The sequence below is a fragment of the Arthrobacter sp. LjRoot78 genome (genome assembly GCF_964254335.1).
Taxonomy (GTDB): Bacteria; Actinomycetota; Actinomycetes; order Actinomycetales; family Micrococcaceae; genus Arthrobacter.
The window spans coordinates 2803461-2821787 of sequence record NZ_CAXUTG020000001.1 but is presented as its reverse complement, the minus strand read 5'-3'; the positions used below and the strand labels follow the sequence as shown (position 1 = coordinate 2821787).

Genomic DNA, 18327 nt, shown 5'->3' with positions numbered 1-18327 from the left:
TCAGGCGATGGTCACCGAGATCAGCTGACCGGCCATACCGCGGATGACCTCCGGGGCTTCCAGCGACTCCAGCCACTCCGCCGGCAGGCACTCCTCACCGTAGAAGGCGCCCAGGATGTTCCCGGCGATGGAGCCGGTGGAGTCACTGTCCCCGCTGTGGTTCACGGCCAGCACGATGGCCTCACGGAAGTGCGCCTCAATGCCTGCACTGGAAACGGCGCCGGTCGTCTCCTCCGGGGTGTTGCCGGCCATCTCCCGTGCCGGCGCTGTGGCCAGCACCGCGTAAAGCGCGACGGCGAGTGCCTCCTCCGCCACCCAGCCTTCCCCGAGCTCATGGACCAGGTCTTCGGGGCTGAGGCGGCCGGCCGCCGCCGGCTCCTGCCGGGAGACTGCCGCGAGGTGGACGGACCGTTCCAGCCGGTCAATGAGTGCCGGCTCGGCGTCGTCCCGTCCACGGGCATGGTCGAGCACGTATTCGGCCGCTTCTGTGAGACTTTGGCCACTCATCAGGGCGTGGATCAGGAGGCTGAAAGTTCCTGCACTCTGCCGCGCCGAACGGTGGCCGTGGGTCAACGAAGCCGCGTCAGAGCTCAGCTTGTACACCGCCTCCGCCGGGATGTGCGGAATGAGGCCGAACGGCGCCGAGCGCATCACCGTGCCGCATCCCTTCGACTCGGGATTGACCGGGCGGTAGATGGTCCCCATTTCGCCGGAGGCCAGGCCGCTGAGGCAGGCATTTCCGGGCGCGCGGCGATGCTTCAGGGCTGGCTGACCGTCAATCCAGCGCGGCTGCGGGGCTGGAGCCGACGACGGTACCGGCACGCCCTGCGTCGCCAGCCAGCGAAGGTAGGCGAGCCATACACAGGCGTTGGCATCGGCGGCTGTGCCATCATTTGCCCACTCCAGTGCCTCGACGAGGCCGTCAACCGTATACAGCGTCATTTGGGTGTCGTCGGAGAAGTGGCTGCCGCCGTCGAGCGCTGAAAAATCCTGAAGTCCCGCCGGACCGAAGCGGCTCCGGATGGTGGAAATATCATCGAATTCCACGGCGTAGCCGAGGGAATCGCCCAAGGCGCCGCCCAGCAGGCAGCCATGGATCCGGGACTGGGGCGTCGGCGCCGTCAGGCGGGAATGTTCAGTGCTCATATCTGTAAATTTACCCCGCGTACGGCATCTGGATTCCCCGGGCGCAGGTACCGAAGTCGCTGCGGCGGCGCGTCGACCGCTAAGCTCGAATCCAGCAAGCGTCCAGACTCAGTTGGCAGAATACGTCGGACAGTACATTGCCGGGCGCACCGCCGCCCGCACGCTCACCGGGATCACCGGCCGCGCATCGAAACAAAGGATTTCCACACCATGACCGCCCCTGTGCCTGCACGCCCGACCCGAAGTTCCGATTTGCATGCCGCACCGGAGGCTTTCAAACCGGGCCTGGTGGCACGCCTGTCAGCGGAGGCCTTTGGCACCCTGTTCCTGGTCATCGCCGGCCTGGGCGTTCCGCTGTTCACGATTCCGCAGTCAAACCCGTTGTCCGCCTCGCTGGCGGCCGGACTTGCCGTCACCGCGGCCATGCTCGCCTTCGCCTACATTTCCGGTGGCCATTTCAACCCGGCAGTAACCCTGGGCAACGCCATCGCAGGCCGCATCCGGGTGCCGGAAGCCGCGGCGTACCTCGGTGCGCAGCTGGTCGGGGCTGTGGCCGGAGCACTGGCACTGTTCGGAATCCTGCGGACTGTTCCCAAGATCGAAGACACCCGGGCCGCCTTTGACACCGTGACCGCCGGCTTTGGCGAGCATTCCATCATCCAGGCGCCCATGGCCGGCGTCCTGCTCGTGGAGGTCCTGGGCGCCGCCATCCTGGTAGCCGTTTTCCTCGGCACCACGGCTGCACGCAACACCAGCAAGGCCGCCGCGCCCTTCGCTGTGGGCCTCACGCTCGCCGTCCTGCTGCAGCTGGGCCAGGCAGTGGGCAACACGCCGTTCAACCCGGCACGCGCAACCGCCTCGGCCATCTTCAGCAACTCCTGGTCCCTTGAACAGCTGTGGCTCTTCTGGGTGGCGCCGCTGGTGGGCGCCGCCATCGCAGGTCTGGTGTTCCGCGGGTTCGCCGAGGCCCCGGCTGCTGCGCCGGCCCGCGCGCACGATGCCGAAGACGATGCAGACGACGACGAACTGGTCACCAACGACGACGATCTCGACGACGACGACGATGCCGCCGGCGTTACCTCTGACGACGCTGATGGCTCCGCTGACGACGACGCCCGCGACTTCTTTGACGGCAAGCGCGGACGGTAGTTGCCCGGCCAAGCCGTGTCTGTGCCACAAAACTGTCGGTACCCGCGGATAGCTTAAGAACATGCGGTTATTGCACACTTCCGATTGGCACCTGGGCCGGTCCTTCCACGGCGTCGGCATGCTGGACGCCCAGCAGGATTTCATTGACCAGCTGGTCGAATTCGTCAGCGCGGAGAAAGTGGACGTCGTCCTGATTGCCGGGGATGTCTACGATCGCGCCCTGCCCGGCGTCGACGTCGTTCGCCTGCTGGATGATGCCCTGGTCCGCCTGACGGACGCGGGAGCGCAGGTGGTCCTCACCAGCGGGAACCACGATTCGGCCATCCGCCTTGGCTTCGCGTCGCGGCTGCTGGAGCGCGGGGGAGTGCACCTGCGTACCCGGCTCGCCGAACTCGATGTGCCGGTGCTGTTTCCGCTGGACCCGGCGGAGGATGGTCCTGTGCTGGCCATTTACGGCATTCCGTGGCTCGAGCCCCGTCTGGTCGCCGAGCACTTGGGCGTTGAGCCCGCCAGCCACTTCGAAGTGACGCGCGCAGCCACAGCGAAGATCCGGTCCGATGTGGTCACCCGTGCGAGCGGAAGGACCGTGCATTCCGTCGTGCTGGCCCATACGTTCGCGAGCGGCGGGATCAGCTCGGACAGTGAAAGGGACCTGAGCATCGGCGGAGTCGGGGCCGTCCCCCTGGATCTCTTCGACGGTTTTGGCTACACCGCACTCGGGCACCTGCACGGCAGGCAGACGCTGTCGCCGACCGTGCGCTATTCCGGTTCGCCCCTTGCCTATTCCTTCTCAGAGGCGAAGCACCGGAAAGGCGGCTGGCTGGTCGAAGCGGATGCCACGGGCATCACCGACGTCAGGGAGGTCCAATGGGACGCGCCGCGCGCGCTCGCGGTGCTGCGGGGCACTCTGGACCACCTCCTCACGGCAGAGGAGCACGCCTGGGCCGAGGCCGCGTATTGCCAGATCACACTGACGGACTCCCAGCGCCCCGCCCAGGCCATGGACAAACTTCGTGCCCGCTTTCCGGACACCCTGGTCCTCGGTTTCGAGCCCGAAGGCGCCGCTGCAGCTACCACGACGAGTTACAGCTCCAGGCTCGCCGCGGCGGATGACGATCTGTCCATCTGCTGCGGCTTCCTGGAGCACGTTCGGGGCCGCAGCACCGATGACGCCGAAGCAGCTGTTCTCGGGGAAGCGCTCGAAGCCGTGCGTCTGGGGGAGATGTCACGATGAGGATCCACCGGCTTGAAATCTCCGCCTTCGGCCCCTTCGCCGGCACCGAGCACATCGACTTTGACCGGCTCAGCTCTCACGGACTCTTCCTCCTGAACGGCGCAACCGGTGCCGGCAAGACCAGCGTGCTGGATGCCATCTGCTTTGCCCTGTACGGATCCGTGCCGGGTGCGCGACAGGAAGGAAAGCGGCTCCGCAGCGACCACGCTGACGCCGCCGCCGAACCGCGCGTCACCTGCGAGTTTTCCGCCAAAGGCCGGCATTTTGAGGTCTCCAGGATCCCTGCGTGGAACCGGCCCAGCGCCAGGGGCAAAAACGGATTTACGGAGCAGAAAGCCAATACGCTGCTGCGGGAACGCGTTGACGGGCAGTGGATGGAAAAGTCCGGCCGGAACGATGAGGCCGGGGCTGAAATCAGTTCAGTGCTCGGCATGGACCGGGAGCAGTTCACCCGGGTGGTCATGCTGCCCCAGGGCGACTTCGCTGCTTTCCTTCGGTCAAAGCCCTCCGACCGGCTGGAGCTGCTTCAAAGCCTCTTCGGCACGCAGCGGTTTGGGGCTGTCGAGCAGGAACTGGCCCGGCAGGCCGCGGAGGCCCGCACCGAGGTCGCCGGCCTCAACAACCAGTTGGACCTGCTGCTGGCGCAGGCCCGGGCTGAAGCGGCACCGTCCGAAGAGGATCTGCCGGACGCCTTCCCCGTGCCCGACGACGCCGACCACCTTCTTGCCTGGCTGCAGGACACCGCCGCGGCCAGGGCCGGGATATTGCAGGCCGAGGCGGACCAGGCGGCGGCAGCGCGCGCCGAGGCTGCCCGGCGCCTCGAGTCCGCGGCCGCGCGTGCCGCCCGCCAGGCAAAACTCGCCGCCGCGGAACTGCGGAAATCGGCCGCCGACGCGGCGGCACCCGAACTCGGTGAAAAGACCCGGCAGCTTGGCCTCCACCGCAGGGCCGAAGTGCTCGGCGGCCAGCTGCAGGCCGTCGACAAAGCAGAGGACGCCGAAGAGCGGGCGGCCGGCGCAATGGCCGCGGCTGCCGCCGAATTGGACGCCGCGGTTCTTCTGGACCCCGAGCTTGCCGCCCTGGCTACCGGCGGGGGCGCCACCACAAGCCGCCACCCCGCCGGAAGCGAAGGCGAACCCTACTTCGAAGCGGCAGTCCTGCGCAGCGAACTCAGCCGCCTGCGCTCCCTCCGCGCCGTGCTCGAGGAACGGTTGCCGGATGAGGCCAGGCTGTCCGGGATGGCGGTCCGCAGCACAGAGCTTCGCAGCACCGTGGAGAAGCTGAGGGAGGGGTGGCGCGCCGGCGCCGCGGCCCTTGATGCGCTGCGTGCGGAAATGGCCGGGCTGCTGGCCGGTCTGGCACCCCTTGAGGAGCTCGCTGCCGAAGCCCAGCTGCGGACCAAGGAAGCCGCTGCCGCTGAGGAACTCGTGGCCGTCGTCGGCCGGTATGCCACGGCGGCCCGGTTATGTTCCGGCGTGGACGAACGGCACCGCATTGCCCGGGATGATCAGCAGAACCACCGCCAGCGGTGGCTGGATCTGCGGGAAGAGCGGCTCGCCAACGCCGCTGCGGAGCTCGCTTCCCAGCTCCGGCCGGCCGCGCCCTGCCCGGTGTGCGGCAGCCCGGAGCACCCCTCGCCGGCGCCCGCGGCCACAGCCGCGCTGGCCATCGCTGAAGCGGAACAGGCAGCCCAGGAAGCTTGTGAGGCAGCAGAGGCTGTCCTCGCAACGCTGGACAAGGAACTTGCCGAGGCCCGGCAGCAGGTCGCCGTCCTGGCGGCCCAGGGTGGCGACACCCCGGCGGAGGACGCCCGCGCGGAAGCCGCTTTGGCCAAGGAACGTGCGCGCGAGGCCGTCCGGGCCGCCGCGGATCTCGTCGCCAGCCGTGAGCGGCTGGCGGAACTGGACGAACAGGTTGCAGCCGCCGAATCGACGCAGGCGGCTACTGATTCCAGCATTGCGACGACGGAGTCCACGCACACGGAGGTCCTCGAACAGGCAGCTGCACTGGAGGCTACGCTGCAGAAGCTGCATGCCGGCTACCCGACCCTCGGCAGCCGGCTCACCTCGCTGAATCAGTCCACGGCCCTCCTGGAACGAGCAGACGCCGCCCGGACCAGCCTCGAACAGGCCATGCTGCGGACCACGGAGGCCCGCCAGCTGCTGGACCAGGCGCTTCCGGAGTCCGGATTCGCCTCCGCAGAGGCGGCCCGGGCCGTCCTCCTGCCGGCCCCTGAAGCGGCCACGCTTGAAGCGGCCATCCGGGCCGGCCAGGATGAAGCAGCCCGCGTCGGCGAACTCTTCGCCGGCGAGGAACTCACACAGGCGGCCCGCGAGCTTGCGGCGGACGGCCCGGTCGAGCCCGGCGTGCTCGAAGAGCTCCGGGCGGAGGATTCCGCTGCGGAACAGGCCGCCAGGCAAGCAGTCATCGCGGCCGGGCTCGCGGACAAATCGGTGCAGACCATCTGCCGGATCGCGGGGGACTACACCCTGCTGGCAGCTTCAGGCCAAGGTCCGCGGGAACGCGCGGCGCTGCTCACCGCGGTGGCCGACGCCGCCCGCGGTGCCGGCGACAACTCCTACCGGATGAGCCTTAACAGCTACGTGCTGGCGGCCAGGCTGGAGCAGGTGGCCATCGCCGCCTCGGAGCGGCTGGTCGGAATGAGCGATGGCCGGTACACCCTGCAGCACACGGACGCCAAGGCTGCCCGGGGAGCCAAGTCCGGTCTCGGCCTCGAGGTCGTGGACCAGTGGACCGGGCAGCGCAGGGATACGTCAACGCTTTCCGGTGGTGAATCGTTCATGGCCTCGCTGGCTCTGGCGCTGGGCCTTGCCGACGTAGTGCAGCAGGAGTCCGGCGGGGTCGACATCGAGACGCTCTTCGTGGATGAGGGCTTCGGCAGCCTGGATGAGCAGGCGCTGGAACAGGTCATGGATGCCCTTGAAGGGTTGCGGGACGGCGGCCGGGTGGTCGGCCTCGTGAGCCACGTGCCGGAGATGAAGCAGCGCATCAGCACCCAGCTCCAGGTGGTCAAGGGGCGGAACGGGTCCACGCTCCACATTTCCGACGACGCTCCGGCCTGATTCCCTGGCCCGGCGGCGGTTTCGAGCTCCGTCAGCCGGGACCGGCGTGCCGGGGCCTCGGCTACAATTGAAGGGTTACCGGGTCGCGCGCATCGGGAGGAGGGACGATGCGCATCTTTGAGCGAACCCGGAATAATGACCACTTCAATGTTCTCGCAGGCATCCGCCGCAACGTCCCCTGCCACCACCGCACCCGAAGCCACTGCACCCGAAGCCACTGCGCGCCCCGCACCGCATCCTGAGCAGGACATCCCCCGCCCGCTTTCGAGCCGGGGTGGCCGCTACGCCCGGCTTCCGCTGCTGGCAGGCAAGGGCTTCATCCCGCTGGGTCTCTTCGCCCGCCTTCCCCTGGCCATGCTGACAGTGGGCGCCCTGACCCTGGTTACGGCCGTCACGGGCTCATACGCGGTCGGCGGAGCAGCAGCCGGGGCCGTGGGAATCGGCTCCGCACTGGGAGCGCCGGTGCTCGGGGCCTGGGCCGACCGGCTCGGCCAGCGGTTGGTGCTGCTGGTCGCTGCGGTCTTCAACACCGCCGCCGTGGTGGCCCTGATCCTCACGGCCTACCTCGTTCCGTCCGGCCAGGACCTTGGTGCGGCTGTGCCGGTCCTCGTCGCGGCTTTCGTGGCAGGGGCCAGCTGCCCCCAGGTGGGCCCGCTGGCCCGCGTCCGCTGGATGGCGCTGACCGCCCGGGGCAGCACAGCCAGGAATGCGAAGGACCTGGATGCGGCCTTGTCCTACGAAAGCACCGCCGATGAACTGACCTTCGTCCTCGGCCCCGCGTTGGTGGGCATCCTCGCGAGCCTGATCGCCCCTTGGCTTCCGCTGGCCCTGGCCGCAGCCCTGACGCTCACCCTCGTGCCCGCGTTCGCCGTCCACCGCACCCACCTCGCCGTACCGCTGAGCGTGCGCCGGCGCCGGGGCGCCAGGACGGTCGCAGGCTCAGGAACGGCTGCTTCGGGCACGGATGCCTCCGCCACCGCCGGCCCCGACACCGCAGGGTCCGACGCCGCAGGGTCCGGGCGAACGGGCTCCCGCGCGAACGGCATGGCAGCTGTTGCCCTGCCCTTCCTGGCCATGGTGTGCATGGGGACATTCTTTGGTTCCACCCAGACGGGCCTGAGCTCCTTCTCGGCAAGCTTTGCCACGGCCGAAATTGCCGGGCTGCTCTACGCCGTCATGGGACTGAGTTCGGCCGCGGCAGCCCTGAGCGTTGCCTACTGGCCGCAGCGGTTCACCCTGTCGGCACGCTGGATGGTGAGTGCCATGCTCATGGCCGGCCTGGCGGTGCTCCTGCTGCTGCCTGCTTCGGCGTTCCCCATGGTGCTGGTACTGCTGGTCCTCGGACTGCCCGTGGGCCCGCTGATGGTCACCGTATTCGCTATCGGCGGCCTGGTGGCCCCGGCCGGGCGGCTGGGAACCGTCATGACAGCCCTCGCCAGCGGCATTGTCGCCGGCACGGCACTGGGGTCTTCGGTAGCCGGTCAGCTGGCGCAGCACCAGGGGTATTCCGCCGCGTTCCTCGTGCCGGTCTGCGCCGCAGCGGCGCTGTTCCTGCTGGGGGCGGCCGCCGCCGTCGTCATCCGAAACGGCAAGGCGCGCCGCGGAACCCAGGTGGCCGGCAGCCGCTAACGAATGGCGTGCCGCGCCTTAGAGCAGCTGCTTTTCGATGCGCGCGGCGCTCGAGGTCAGGGCTGCCGCCACTTCAGCCGGGTCCTGGGTTGAGCGGATGTAGACGACGGCGACCGAGGCCGGGCGGCCGCCCGGCACGTTGATGGGGGCTGCCAGCGAGGAAACCCCCGCAATGACTTCATCGTGGCTGGCCGCGTAGCCGCGTTTCCGGGCCTCGGCCGCCTCGGGCCGGTAGGGGATATCCGGCGCCAGCAGGTTCCAGTCGTGCTCCGTGAGTGCAGACTGGATGGCTATCCCCGGGGCGCCGGCGCTTATCGGGTGCCGTGAGCCGGGGTGCTGGACCACGGTGGCCGCCGAGTGCCGGGGCTCCACGGTCACCAGGGTGATGCAGTCCTGGTGGTCCCACACCGCGACGAAGGCCGTCATGTTCAGGGTGTTGGCAAGCTGTGTGAGCTCAGGCAATGCAGCCGACTGCAGGTTGCGGGAAACACCCCGTGCCAGGACGGCCAGGCCCGGGCCGGGCTGGACCTTGCCGGAGTCGTCCCGGACCAGCAGGGAGTGATCCTCCAGCGTGCGCAGGATCCGGTAGGCCACGGAACGATGGACCCCCATCGCGTCGGCAAGTTCAGCGATGGTGAGCGGCTGCCCGGCTTCCGCGAGAATTTCCAGCGCGCGGATCCCGCGCGAGAGGGTCTGCGACGGGGAAGCCTGGGCGGTCGCGGCCTGTGTACCGGCGCCGGCAGTCTGAGTCATGCTGTCCATCCTAGGCCGGGTTCCGTGGCGCTCCACTCGCAGGGTCTTGTGTTGCGCCTCACTTTGGGTTAGCGTTCCATATGGGAACTATATGTTCAACTATAGAACAGTTGGGTCGTCGAGATCGACTATAGAGCAGACAATCCAAGGGATCAATGATGATGTCCACACCACGTCCGGGAGAGGCCCCCGAAGTTGCGGGCAGGACGTCGACACCGAAGGACCACCGTTTCCGCGGGAGCCTCGGCAGGTTTGCCACAGGCGTCGCGATCGTGACCTTCGACGGCGCCACCAAGCGCCACGGCATCACCGTTAACTCGTTTACGTCGGTGTCCATGGAGCCGCCCCTGGTCCTGGTCAGCATTGCCCGTACCGCAAAAGCGCACGATGAGCTTGCCGGCCGTCCGTTCACGGTGAATATTCTGGGTGCCGAACAGCGGTACCTCGCCACGCATTTCGCCGGCCGCCCCGGGCACGAACCCCGGTGGGTGGAGGGTGCCACGGCGCCGCGCCTCGCCGGGGTCCTGGCGTACTTCGAGTGCCGGCCCTGGGCTGCATACGACGGCGGCGACCACACCCTGTATCTCGGCCAGGTGGTGGACTTCGACTACCGCCACGGCGACGCCCTGGCGTTTGCCAACGGCACCTACACCACCATCCCGGACCGGGAGTTGGGCATGGAGGACCTCCTCTAGCCCGGCCCCCGTATCCGAACAACCCGCTGCAGCTCAACGAGGACTGGAGGAAGAACAATGGGTATCCGCACCGGACGGCAGTATCTGGACAAACTCAACGCCATGAAGCCCCATGTGGTGATCGACGGTGAGGTGGTCAGCGAAAAAATTGCTGAGCACCCGGCGTTCCGCAACGTGGCCAGGTCCTACGCGAAGCTCTTCGACATGCAGCACGACCCCGCCCACCAGGAAGCACTGACATACCCCTCGCCCTCGACCGGCGACCTGGTGAACGCGTCCTTCCTGGTCCCCCGGACCATCGAGGATCTGCAGCGCCGGCGCAGGGCCATTTCCACCTGGGCCGAATCCTCCAACGGCTTCCTGGGCCGCTCGGGGGACTATATGAACTCATCCCTGACGGCGCTCAGCACCGCGGAAAAATGGTTCTCGCAGGCCGACCCCAAATTTGGCGAAAACATCCGCAACTACTACGAGTGGGCACGGGAGAACGACGTCCTTGCCACGCACACGCTCATCCCGCCGCAGGTCAACCGCTCCGTCTCGGGCTCCGAACAGATGGGCGGGCAGTTGTCGGCCCACATCGTCGAAGAGCGCGAGGACGGCATTGTGATCAGCGGTGCCCGCATGCTGGCCACGATCGCGCCCATTGCCGACGAGCTCCTGGTGTTCCCGTCCACCGTGCTGCGGGGCACCCCGGAGGACGCCCCGTATTCCTATGCGTTCGCCATCCCCAATGATGCTCCGGGCCTGCGGTACCTGTGCCGAACCTCGCTGTACAACGGCGGCAGCAGCCATGACGAGCCCCTGGCCTCGCGCTATGAGGAAATGGATGCGGTGGCCATCTTCGACAGGGTATTCGTGCCGAGCGAACGGATCTTCATGCTCGGCCACCCGGAGCTCTGCAACAGCTTCTACACGGAGACCGGCGCGGGCGCCCTCATGACGCACCAGGTGGTCACCCGGACGATCGCCAAGAGCGAGTTCTTCCTCGGCCTGGCGTCGGAACTGGCCGAGTCCATCGGGATCGACGGTTTCCAGCACATCCAGGAGGACATCGCCGAACTGATCATCGACGTCGAAATCGGCAAGGCGCTGGTCCGCGCGTCGGAAGCTGACGCCAGGCCCAACGAGGCAGGCGTGATGCTTCCCAAATGGACCACGCTGAATGCTGCCAGGAACTGGTACCCCAAAATCGCCCAGCGCTTCCCGCAGATCATCCGGAAGTTCTCCGCCTCCGGGCTGATGGCGCTGCCGGGTGAGGCCGACGTCAACAGCGGGGCCAGGGCGGACATCGACATGTATCTGCAGGGCAAGACGCTCACCGGACCTGAGCGCGTCCGCCTGTTCAAGCTGGCCTTTGATGCCTCCATCTCAGGGTTCGCGGGCCGGCAGTCCCTCTACGAGTACTTCTTCTTCGGTGATCCCGTCCGGATGGCCGGTGCCCTCGTCAACAGTTATGACCGCGAACCGGTCCGGGTCAGGGTCCGCGAATTCCTCACCAGGCCGGACTGACCGTCCTGCCTGCCGGGTCCATGTGGCCGCCGCCCACGAGTCCGGCGCCACGAGTCCGGCGGCACGTTGGACCAAAAGTCCTAGTGCGCTTTGTCACACATTCGAGTATCCTCATACCAACTGACCGTTCGATCGGTAATTCGCTCGGCGTCATTCCAAATTCGGTAGTAGCGCTTTCTGCTACTGCCCACAGCCACGGAGTTCCAATGACCGCAACTTCACACGTCGATTCAGAGGCGGGCCCCAGCAGCAAACATGAGGAACGGAAAGTCCTCGCCGGGACGCTGGTCGGCACCACCATCGAGTGGTACGACTTCTTCATTTTTGCCCAGCTCACAGCAACGCTGCTGTCACCGCTGTTCCTCACCCCGCTGCAGGCCTCGAATCCCGGCCTTGCGCAGATCCTTTCCTTCGCGCTGATCGGCATCAGTTTCCTCTTCCGCCCGCTCGGCGCAGTCATCGCCGGCCACCTGGGCGATCGCCTGGGCCGCAAGGCCATGCTGGTCTTCACCCTCATCATGATGGGTGCCGCCACCGCGCTGATCGGCATGCTGCCGACCTACAACGACATCGGAGTCTGGGCGCCGATCCTGCTGATCCTGCTCCGCATCATCCAGGGCTTCTCCGCCGGCGGTGAATGGGGCGGCGCGGCACTGATGGCCGTGGAGCACGCTCCCAAGAGCAAGCGGGGCCTGTTCGGCGCGTACCCGCAGATCGGCGTTCCCGTCGGGATGATCCTGGCCACGGGCCTGCTGTACTTCCTCAACACCAGCATGTCCAAGGAAGCCTTCGGCGCCTGGGGCTGGCGCGTGCCGTTCCTGCTGTCCATCGTGCTGATCGTGGTGGGCTACCTGATCCGCCGTGCGGTGGCCGAAAGCCCGGTCTTCAAGGAAATGATCGAGCGCAAGGAGAAGGCCAAGGCTCCGCTCGGACAGCTGATCAAGTTCCACAAGAAGTCCGTGCTCTACTCCACGATGATCTTCATCGGCAATAACGCGGCGGGCTACCTGCTGATCGCGTTCTTCATCTCCTACGCCACCAAGACGCTGAAGATGCCGGTCGCCGAGATCCTGCTGGCCACCACCCTGGCTTCATTCGGCTGGCTGATCTTCACGCTCGTGGGCGGCTGGCTCTCTGACAAGATCGGCCGGGTCAAGACGTTCCTGATCGGCTACGGCATCGTGTTCGCCTGGATGATCCCGATGTTTGCCCTGATCGACACGAAGAACATCATGCTGTACGGCCTGGCGCTCTTCGTGCTGACCGTCGGCCTCGGGCTGTCGTACGGCCCGATGTCCGCCATGTATGCCGAAATGTTCCCGGCCAACGTGCGCTACTCGGGCATTTCCATCGGCTACGCGTTCGGTGCGATCCTGGGCGGTGCCTTCGCGGCCACCATCGCGGAGACGCTGATGCAGAGCACCAAGTGGACCGGCTCCATCGGCATCTACATCATGGTCCTGTGCGTTATTTCCGCAGTCGGTGTACTCCTGGCCGGCGAAACCAAGGGCCGCCCGCTGGGCGTCAGCAGCCACCACTAGGAGGCAGGCTGACTGCGCAGCGTTCCTGACAAGCACGACGGCGGGCGCGGACCATTACGGTCCGCGCCCGCCGTTGGTGTGCCGGACCTAGACTCCCAGGAACTCCGTTGCCGCCTGCTTGAACGCCCTGCTGGTGATCACATTGCTGTGGTTCCGGCCGGGAATCAGCAGCTGCTCCACGAGCGCCCCTGACCTGGCGCCCAGTTCAGCGAGCTCGGGCATGGTCGCGGCCCGGTCGTCCTTCTCGCCGGCCACAAGCAGCATGGGCATGTGGGGGACGGCTTCGGCCGGATCGAAGGGTTCTCCCTTGATCGCTTCCACGAGCGACAACAGCGCAAAGATATTGTTGCTGGGCAGCCCCTGGGCCATTTTCAGCAGGCCGGCCGTGGACTCGTCCGCGATGGGCGTGCCGTCCGCCAGATAACGTTGCGCGGCCACCAGGTCAAAGGCCGCCAGCGGATCGGCAATGTTGGGGCCGCCGAGCACCAGGCGGTGAACGAGCTCCGGCTGGGTGGCGCCGAATTCCCAGGCGAGCCGGGACCCCAGGGAGTAGCCGACCACGTCGAGCCCGCTGGCGGGGTCGCCGTCCCGCAAGGGGCGGACACCGGCGTCGAACGCCACCTGCAGGAGGTCCGCGCGGATCCGGCTGGGGCTGTACGAATCCATGTCTTCCGGTGCCCCGCTGCGGCCGTGGCCGGGCAGGTCGACGGTTATGACGCGGCGGCCGGCTTCCAGCAGGGCGGCCAGCCAGCCGGTGTCCTGCCAGTTGAGCTTGGTGGAGGAGGAAAACCCGTGGAGCAACAGGACGGGCCGCAGCCCGGTGTCGGCCTCCGGCTCGTGCACCTCCACGTAAAGCTGGGGGTCGGTGCCCTCCACGGTGTGGTGGTGCTGCTCGCCGGTGTGCCTGCCGCTCATGGTGTCAGTCCTCATCAAGTACGGCGCTCAGGCGGACCCGGCGCTTTGGTGCCTCTTCCTTCGGGACCGTGCCCACGATGCCGGCAGTGTTGTCCGGCACCTCAAACACAATCAGGGGCTCGCCGACATTGATCTTGTCACCGGGCCCGCCGTGGATACGCACCACTTTACCTGCCTGCGGACTGGGCAGTTCAACAGCGGATTTGGTGGTTTCCACTTCGACGAGCGGCTGGTTGCGCTCCACCTGATCGCCCGGGGAAACCAGCCACTCCAGCACCGTCGCCTCGATCAGGCCCTCGCCGAGGTCGGGGAGCGGGAAGGAAATTTCAGCCACGTTTGTACTCCAATACTCGCTGGATGCCAAAGAGGATCCGGTCAATGTTCGGGATGTATTCGTCTTCCAGATCGCCCGAGGGATACGGCACGTCGAAGCCGGTGATGCGCTCCACGGGTGCCTTGAGCGTGTCGAAGCAGGCCTGCGTGATGAGCTGGGCAACTTCGGCGCCAAGCCCGGATGTGAGCGGCGCTTCATGGACGACGACGGCGCGCCGCGTCTTCCGCACGGACGCCGCCAGCGTGGCTTCATCGATGGGCTTCAGCCAGCGCAGATCCAGGACCTCGATGTCGATCCCGTCCTCGGCGGCGAGCTCGGCCACCTGCAGGCAGCGCGCCACCATGGCGCCCCAGGCGACGAGCGTGAGGTGGCGGCCCGCGCGCTTGACTTTCGCGCCGGTGGGGGAGCCGCCGGTGGGGGAGCCTGCCGGGTCCGGAGAGTCGAAGTCGACCTCGCCTTTTTGCCAGTAGCGGGACTTCGGCTCCATGAAGATCACCGGGTCAGGCCGCGTGGCGGCGTACTTGAGCAGGTGGTATGCCTCGTGCGGGTTCGACGGCGAGACGACCTTCAGGCCCGGTACGTGCGCGAAGAGCGCCTCGAGGCTTTCGCCGTGGTGTTCGGGGGCGCGAATGCCGCCGAAGCTGGGCACGCGCAGGGTGATGGGCATCGGCATCGTGCCGCGGCTGCGGTAGTTCATCCGGGCAATCTGGCAGACGATCTGGTTGACGGCCGGGTAGGCGAAGCCGTCGAACTGGACCTCCGGGATGGGATGGAAGCCGGCCATCGCCAGCCCCACCGACATGCCCAGGATGCCGGACTCGGCGAGCGGGGTATCAAACACCCGGCCGGTGCCGTGCTTCGCCTGGAGGCCGTCGGTAATGCGGAACACGCCGCCGAGCCGGCCGCAGTCCTCACCGAAGACCAGCGCTTTCGGGTTCGCGGCGAGCACCTCGTCCAGGGCACGGTTCAGTGCCTGCTGCATGGACAACTGTTCAACTCCGCTGCGTGCAGTTCCTTCGGCCATGGCGGCCCCGCTTTCAAGGGTGGCATTAGACATGTTCGGACTCCTCGCGCCAGCTGGCGGCCTGGGCCTGCAGTGCAGGGGTGGTTTCCTGGAAGACCAGGTCGAACATTTCGGTGCCGGGGCGGGAACCGAGCGCCTGGATCCCGGCGCGGATGTCTTCCTCCTCGGCTTTGGCGGCTGCCAATGCTTCGGCGAAGAAGGCATCGTCGGCGATACCGTCGGCTAGCAGCTGCTTCCGGAACCGTTCCAGCGGGTCTTCGCCGGCGTCGTCGCGCTCTTCATTGAGCGACCGGTACCTGCCCGGGTCATCGGAGGTGGAGTGCGGGCCGCGGCGGTAGGTCATGGCCTCGATGAGCACCGGGCCATTGCCGGCGCGCGCGTGCGCGAAGGCGCGGCGCGTCGCTTCGGCCACGGCAACGACGTCGTTCCCGTCGATCCTCAGTGCCGGCATGCCGTAGCCCGCCGCGCGGGCGGCGACGGATCCGCCGGCCACCTGGCGTTCCGTGGGGACCGAGATGGCCCAGCCGTTGTTCTGGACGAAAAAGACCACCGGAGCCTTCATGACCGCCGCGAAGTTCATCGCCTCATGGATATCGCCCTGGGACGACGCGCCGTCGCCGAAGTACGTCATGGCCACGCCGTCCGCCTGATCCAGCGTCTGGCCGTGGGCCCAGCCCACGGCGTGGAGCACCGATCCGCCCACCACGGCCTGGATGGGTGCAAGCCGGGACTCGATCGGGTTATAGAGTCCGCCGTGCCACGTGGCCTTGTGTGTGGACATATAGGCCACCATGTCCACACCCATGGCCCGGGCCACGCCCATTTCGCGGTAGGTGGGGAAGACGAAGTCGCGGGTGGTGTCCACGGCGTAGCCGCTTCCCACCTGTGCGGCCTCCTGGCCGAGTTCCGGCGCGTAGCCGGGGATGAGCCCCTGGCGCTGCCAGGCGATCGCCGATGTGTCCAGGTGCCGGACGGCCACCATCAGCGAATACAGTTCGCGAAGCTGCTCGGCGGTCAGGGGTTCAGCATGTGGTCCCGACAGGTGCCCGGCGTCGTTGCCGTTCAAAGGGGAAGGCGAGGTATCCATGCCTGTGACCCTAGTCACGGGCGGAAGGCTGGGCAATCAGCCCACGTTGGACTTGCCAGATTGTGAAAAGCTGCCATGGCTGCAGCTGTGTCGCATAGCAATTTGCCTAGTGGAATCGGGAGCGATCCGCTTGGGCTGCCCCCCTACGTGCCTACCTGGCTGCGCTCGCCCGGCGGGACGCTGTGACCTTGGCGCCGATCCTGCAGGCCGCGGCAATCGCGGCAACCAGGATGATGGTGCTCACCAGCTGGCGGCTGCTCTCGGGGCTGCTGAAACCGACGGCGAAGATCAGCGCCAGCAGGACCAATCCGAAGATCGTCAGGCCCGGGAAGCCCTTCATTCGGAGCGGAAGCTCGGTGCCGTCGCGATCCGCCTTGCGGCGCAGGATGAGCTGGGAAATGAGGGCAGAGCCCCAGACCATGAGGCAGGTTGAGCCCACCAGCTGGAATAGCGCCGGGAGGATCTGTTCCGGGAAGAGGAGTTCGAGCACGGCGGCGATGAAGCCGAAGGCCACGGAGACGCCCACGGCAACCATCGGCACCCTGGCCGCATTCAGCTTCGACAGGAAGCGCGGGGCTTCGTCGCGCTGGGCCAGCGAATAGATCATCCGGGACGCACCGTAGAGGTTCGCGTTGAGCGCGGACAGCAGTGCAATGACAGCCACCAGGGTGATGGCCGTGCCGGCTCCCGGAATCCTTGCGGCATCGAGTACGCCGGCGAACGGCGAGGCGAGGGATTCGGAGGTGGCCGGCAGGACAGCGGCAATGACAAACACCGAGCCGATGTAAAACACCAGGATCCGCCACAGCACCGTGCGGATCGCCTGGCCCACGCTGTGGCGGGGGTTTTCAGTCTCGGCGGCGGCAACGCTGACGATCTCGGTGCCGCCGAAGGCGAAGATCACCACGAACAGCGCGGTGGCAATTCCGCCGAGGCCTGCGGGGGCGAAGTTTCCGGTGATGTTGCCCAGGCCGGGGCTGGGTGCGTCAGGCAGCAGGCCAAGGAGCAGCGCCGTGCCGATGCCCAGGAACATCAGGATTGCGGCCACCTTGAGGATGGCGAACCAGAACTCGAACTCACCGAAGTTGTTCACGCCGGCCAGGTTGATGGCGGTGAAGAGGGCCATGAACACCAGGGAAAGCACCCAGACGGGGATCACCGGCCAGACCGTGAAAAGGAGGCCCGCCGCGCCGAGGGCTTCGGCCGCGATGACCACTACCAGTTGCAGCCACCACAGCCACCCCACAGTTGCGCCGGCGGTCCTGCCCATGGCCTTTTCCGCGTAAACCGAGAACGCTCCGCTGTTCGGGTTGGCGGCGGCCATTTCGCCCAGGGCCCACATGACCAGGATGATCAGCGTGCCGGCCACGAGGTAGGAGATCAGGACGGCCGGACCGGCGGCCTGGACGCCCGCCCCTGAGCCGAGGAACAGGCCTGCCCCGATGGCGCTGCCCAGCCCCATCATGGTCAGCTGGCGGGGCTTCATGCTGTGGCCGAGCGAAGTGGATGGGCGCTCTGCCGTGGACTTCATCGTCATGCTTGCGAACCTTCTTGTGGTCGGTGGGTGGTCCTTTTGGGACATATTGAATTTACCGTCCCGCGCGGGCCTCTTCGCACAGCTTCCGTGAGAGCATGGTGGCAGTTTGCAGGAGTATCGCCCGGATATCCGGCGATTTGTAAGCGGATGGGCCGACGTGAAAGGGAAATCAATGAATGTGGACGCAACGGACGCCAAAATTGTCCGATTCTTCACGGATTCGCCCAGGGCTTCGGTGCTGGAAGCTTCACGCGTCCTGAAGATCGCCCGCGCCACCGTCCAGTCCCGGCTGGACCGGATGACGGCAGGCGGGGTCATCGGTTCGTGGGTGCCCCAGCCGGACCCCTCCCATTTCGGCTACCCGGTGGTGGCGTTTTGTTCGCTCACCATCAACCAGGACCTGGGGCACGATGCTGTGGTCGAAGCGCTGGCGGGTATTCCTGAACTGATCGAGATCCACACCGTTTCCGGCAGCTCGGACCTGATGGCGCGGATCGCAGCGCGGTCCAACCCCGACCTGCAGCGGGTCCTTGATGCCATGATCGCCACCAGGACCGTGCTGAGGTCCTCGTCCGTGATTGTCCTGAACACGCACTTCCAAGGCCGGACGCTGCCGCTGCTCGAAGCGGCCGCCGCAATGTGACCTGAACCATTTTGTGTAGGAGCCCGGCAGTCGTACCATTAGTTC

Annotated in this window: 15 protein-coding genes; 8 read left to right on the top strand and 7 right to left on the bottom strand. The window is 67.0% G+C overall.

All coding sequences use genetic code 11. The annotated features are described in order from the left end of the window. Positions 1 to 1146: an ADP-ribosylglycohydrolase family protein gene (locus ACSQ1X_RS13120; RefSeq protein WP_436057976.1), complete on the bottom strand. Its 1146-nt coding sequence runs from the start codon at positions 1144 to 1146 to the stop codon at positions 1 to 3. Positions 1147 to 1356: 210 nt separating this feature from the next. On the opposite strand from ACSQ1X_RS13120, the gene ACSQ1X_RS13115 reads away from it, so the two are divergent. From ACSQ1X_RS13115 to ACSQ1X_RS13100, 4 genes are all read left to right on the top strand, one after another. Then, positions 1357 to 2295 carry an MIP/aquaporin family protein gene (locus ACSQ1X_RS13115; RefSeq protein ID WP_436057975.1) on the top strand — a complete coding sequence of 313 codons (939 nt, stop codon included), beginning with the start codon at positions 1357 to 1359 and terminating at the stop codon, positions 2293 to 2295. Between the two features lie 61 nt (positions 2296 to 2356). Continuing rightward, on the top strand, positions 2357 to 3529 hold the full coding sequence (locus ACSQ1X_RS13110; RefSeq protein ID WP_436057974.1) for an exonuclease SbcCD subunit D: 1173 nt from the start codon (positions 2357 to 2359) through the stop codon (positions 3527 to 3529). Beyond that, the gene (locus tag ACSQ1X_RS13105; protein ID WP_436057973.1) at positions 3526 to 6612 is read left to right on the top strand and encodes an AAA family ATPase; all 3087 of its coding nucleotides are present in this window, start codon (positions 3526 to 3528) and stop codon (positions 6610 to 6612) included. Before ACSQ1X_RS13110 ends, ACSQ1X_RS13105 begins: the two co-directional genes overlap by 4 nt. A gap of 135 nt (positions 6613 to 6747) precedes the next feature. After that, a complete protein-coding gene (locus ACSQ1X_RS13100; protein ID WP_436057972.1) occupies positions 6748 to 8241 on the top strand; it encodes an MFS transporter in 1494 nt (497 codons plus the stop codon). Positions 8242 to 8259: 18 nt separating this feature from the next. On the opposite strand, the gene ACSQ1X_RS13095 is transcribed toward ACSQ1X_RS13100, so the two are convergent. Then, a complete protein-coding gene (locus tag ACSQ1X_RS13095) occupies positions 8260 to 8994 on the bottom strand; it encodes an IclR family transcriptional regulator (RefSeq protein ID WP_055797213.1) in 735 nt (244 codons plus the stop codon). Positions 8995 to 9152: 158 nt separating this feature from the next. Here ACSQ1X_RS13095 and ACSQ1X_RS13090 point away from each other — a divergent pair, with 158 nt between their 5' ends. From ACSQ1X_RS13090 to ACSQ1X_RS13080, 3 genes are all read left to right on the top strand, one after another. Further along, positions 9153 to 9689, top strand: coding sequence for a flavin reductase family protein (locus ACSQ1X_RS13090; RefSeq protein ID WP_436057971.1), 537 nt, complete (start codon positions 9153 to 9155; stop codon positions 9687 to 9689). A gap of 57 nt (positions 9690 to 9746) precedes the next feature. Further along, positions 9747 to 11201 (top strand): 4-hydroxyphenylacetate 3-monooxygenase, oxygenase component, encoded by a 1455-nt coding sequence (hpaB, locus tag ACSQ1X_RS13085; RefSeq protein ID WP_436057970.1) that lies wholly within the window; start codon positions 9747 to 9749, stop codon positions 11199 to 11201. 206 nt (positions 11202 to 11407) lie between these two features. Further along, on the top strand, positions 11408 to 12742 hold the full coding sequence (locus ACSQ1X_RS13080; protein WP_055796150.1) for an MFS transporter: 1335 nt from the start codon (positions 11408 to 11410) through the stop codon (positions 12740 to 12742). An 87-nt stretch (positions 12743 to 12829) separates the two neighbouring features. Here the strand turns inward: ACSQ1X_RS13080 and ACSQ1X_RS13075 are convergent, their stop codons facing one another. From ACSQ1X_RS13075 to ACSQ1X_RS13055, 5 genes are all read right to left on the bottom strand, one after another. Continuing rightward, positions 12830 to 13657: an alpha/beta fold hydrolase gene (locus ACSQ1X_RS13075; protein ID WP_055796147.1), complete on the bottom strand. Its 828-nt coding sequence runs from the start codon at positions 13655 to 13657 to the stop codon at positions 12830 to 12832. A gap of 4 nt (positions 13658 to 13661) precedes the next feature. After that, the gene (locus tag ACSQ1X_RS13070; protein ID WP_043482513.1) at positions 13662 to 13991 is read right to left on the bottom strand and encodes a biotin/lipoyl-containing protein; all 330 of its coding nucleotides are present in this window, start codon (positions 13989 to 13991) and stop codon (positions 13662 to 13664) included. After that, complete coding sequence (locus ACSQ1X_RS13065; RefSeq protein ID WP_436057969.1) at positions 13984 to 15048, bottom strand: alpha-ketoacid dehydrogenase subunit beta; 1065 nt, start codon at positions 15046 to 15048, stop codon at positions 13984 to 13986. Before ACSQ1X_RS13065 ends, ACSQ1X_RS13070 begins: the two co-directional genes overlap by 8 nt. Further along, complete coding sequence (locus tag ACSQ1X_RS13060) at positions 15041 to 15997, bottom strand: thiamine pyrophosphate-dependent enzyme (protein ID WP_436059337.1); 957 nt, start codon at positions 15995 to 15997, stop codon at positions 15041 to 15043. The genes ACSQ1X_RS13065 and ACSQ1X_RS13060 overlap by 8 nt, the downstream gene beginning before the upstream one ends. 256 nt (positions 15998 to 16253) lie before the next feature. Then, positions 16254 to 17639, bottom strand: a complete 1386-nt coding sequence (locus tag ACSQ1X_RS13055; RefSeq protein WP_436057968.1) for an amino acid permease — start codon at positions 17637 to 17639, stop codon at positions 16254 to 16256. 172 nt (positions 17640 to 17811) lie between these two features. On the opposite strand from ACSQ1X_RS13055, the gene ACSQ1X_RS13050 reads away from it, so the two are divergent. Further along, on the top strand, positions 17812 to 18282 hold the full coding sequence (locus ACSQ1X_RS13050; protein WP_436057967.1) for an Lrp/AsnC family transcriptional regulator: 471 nt from the start codon (positions 17812 to 17814) through the stop codon (positions 18280 to 18282). Positions 18283 to 18327 lie beyond the last annotated feature (45 nt).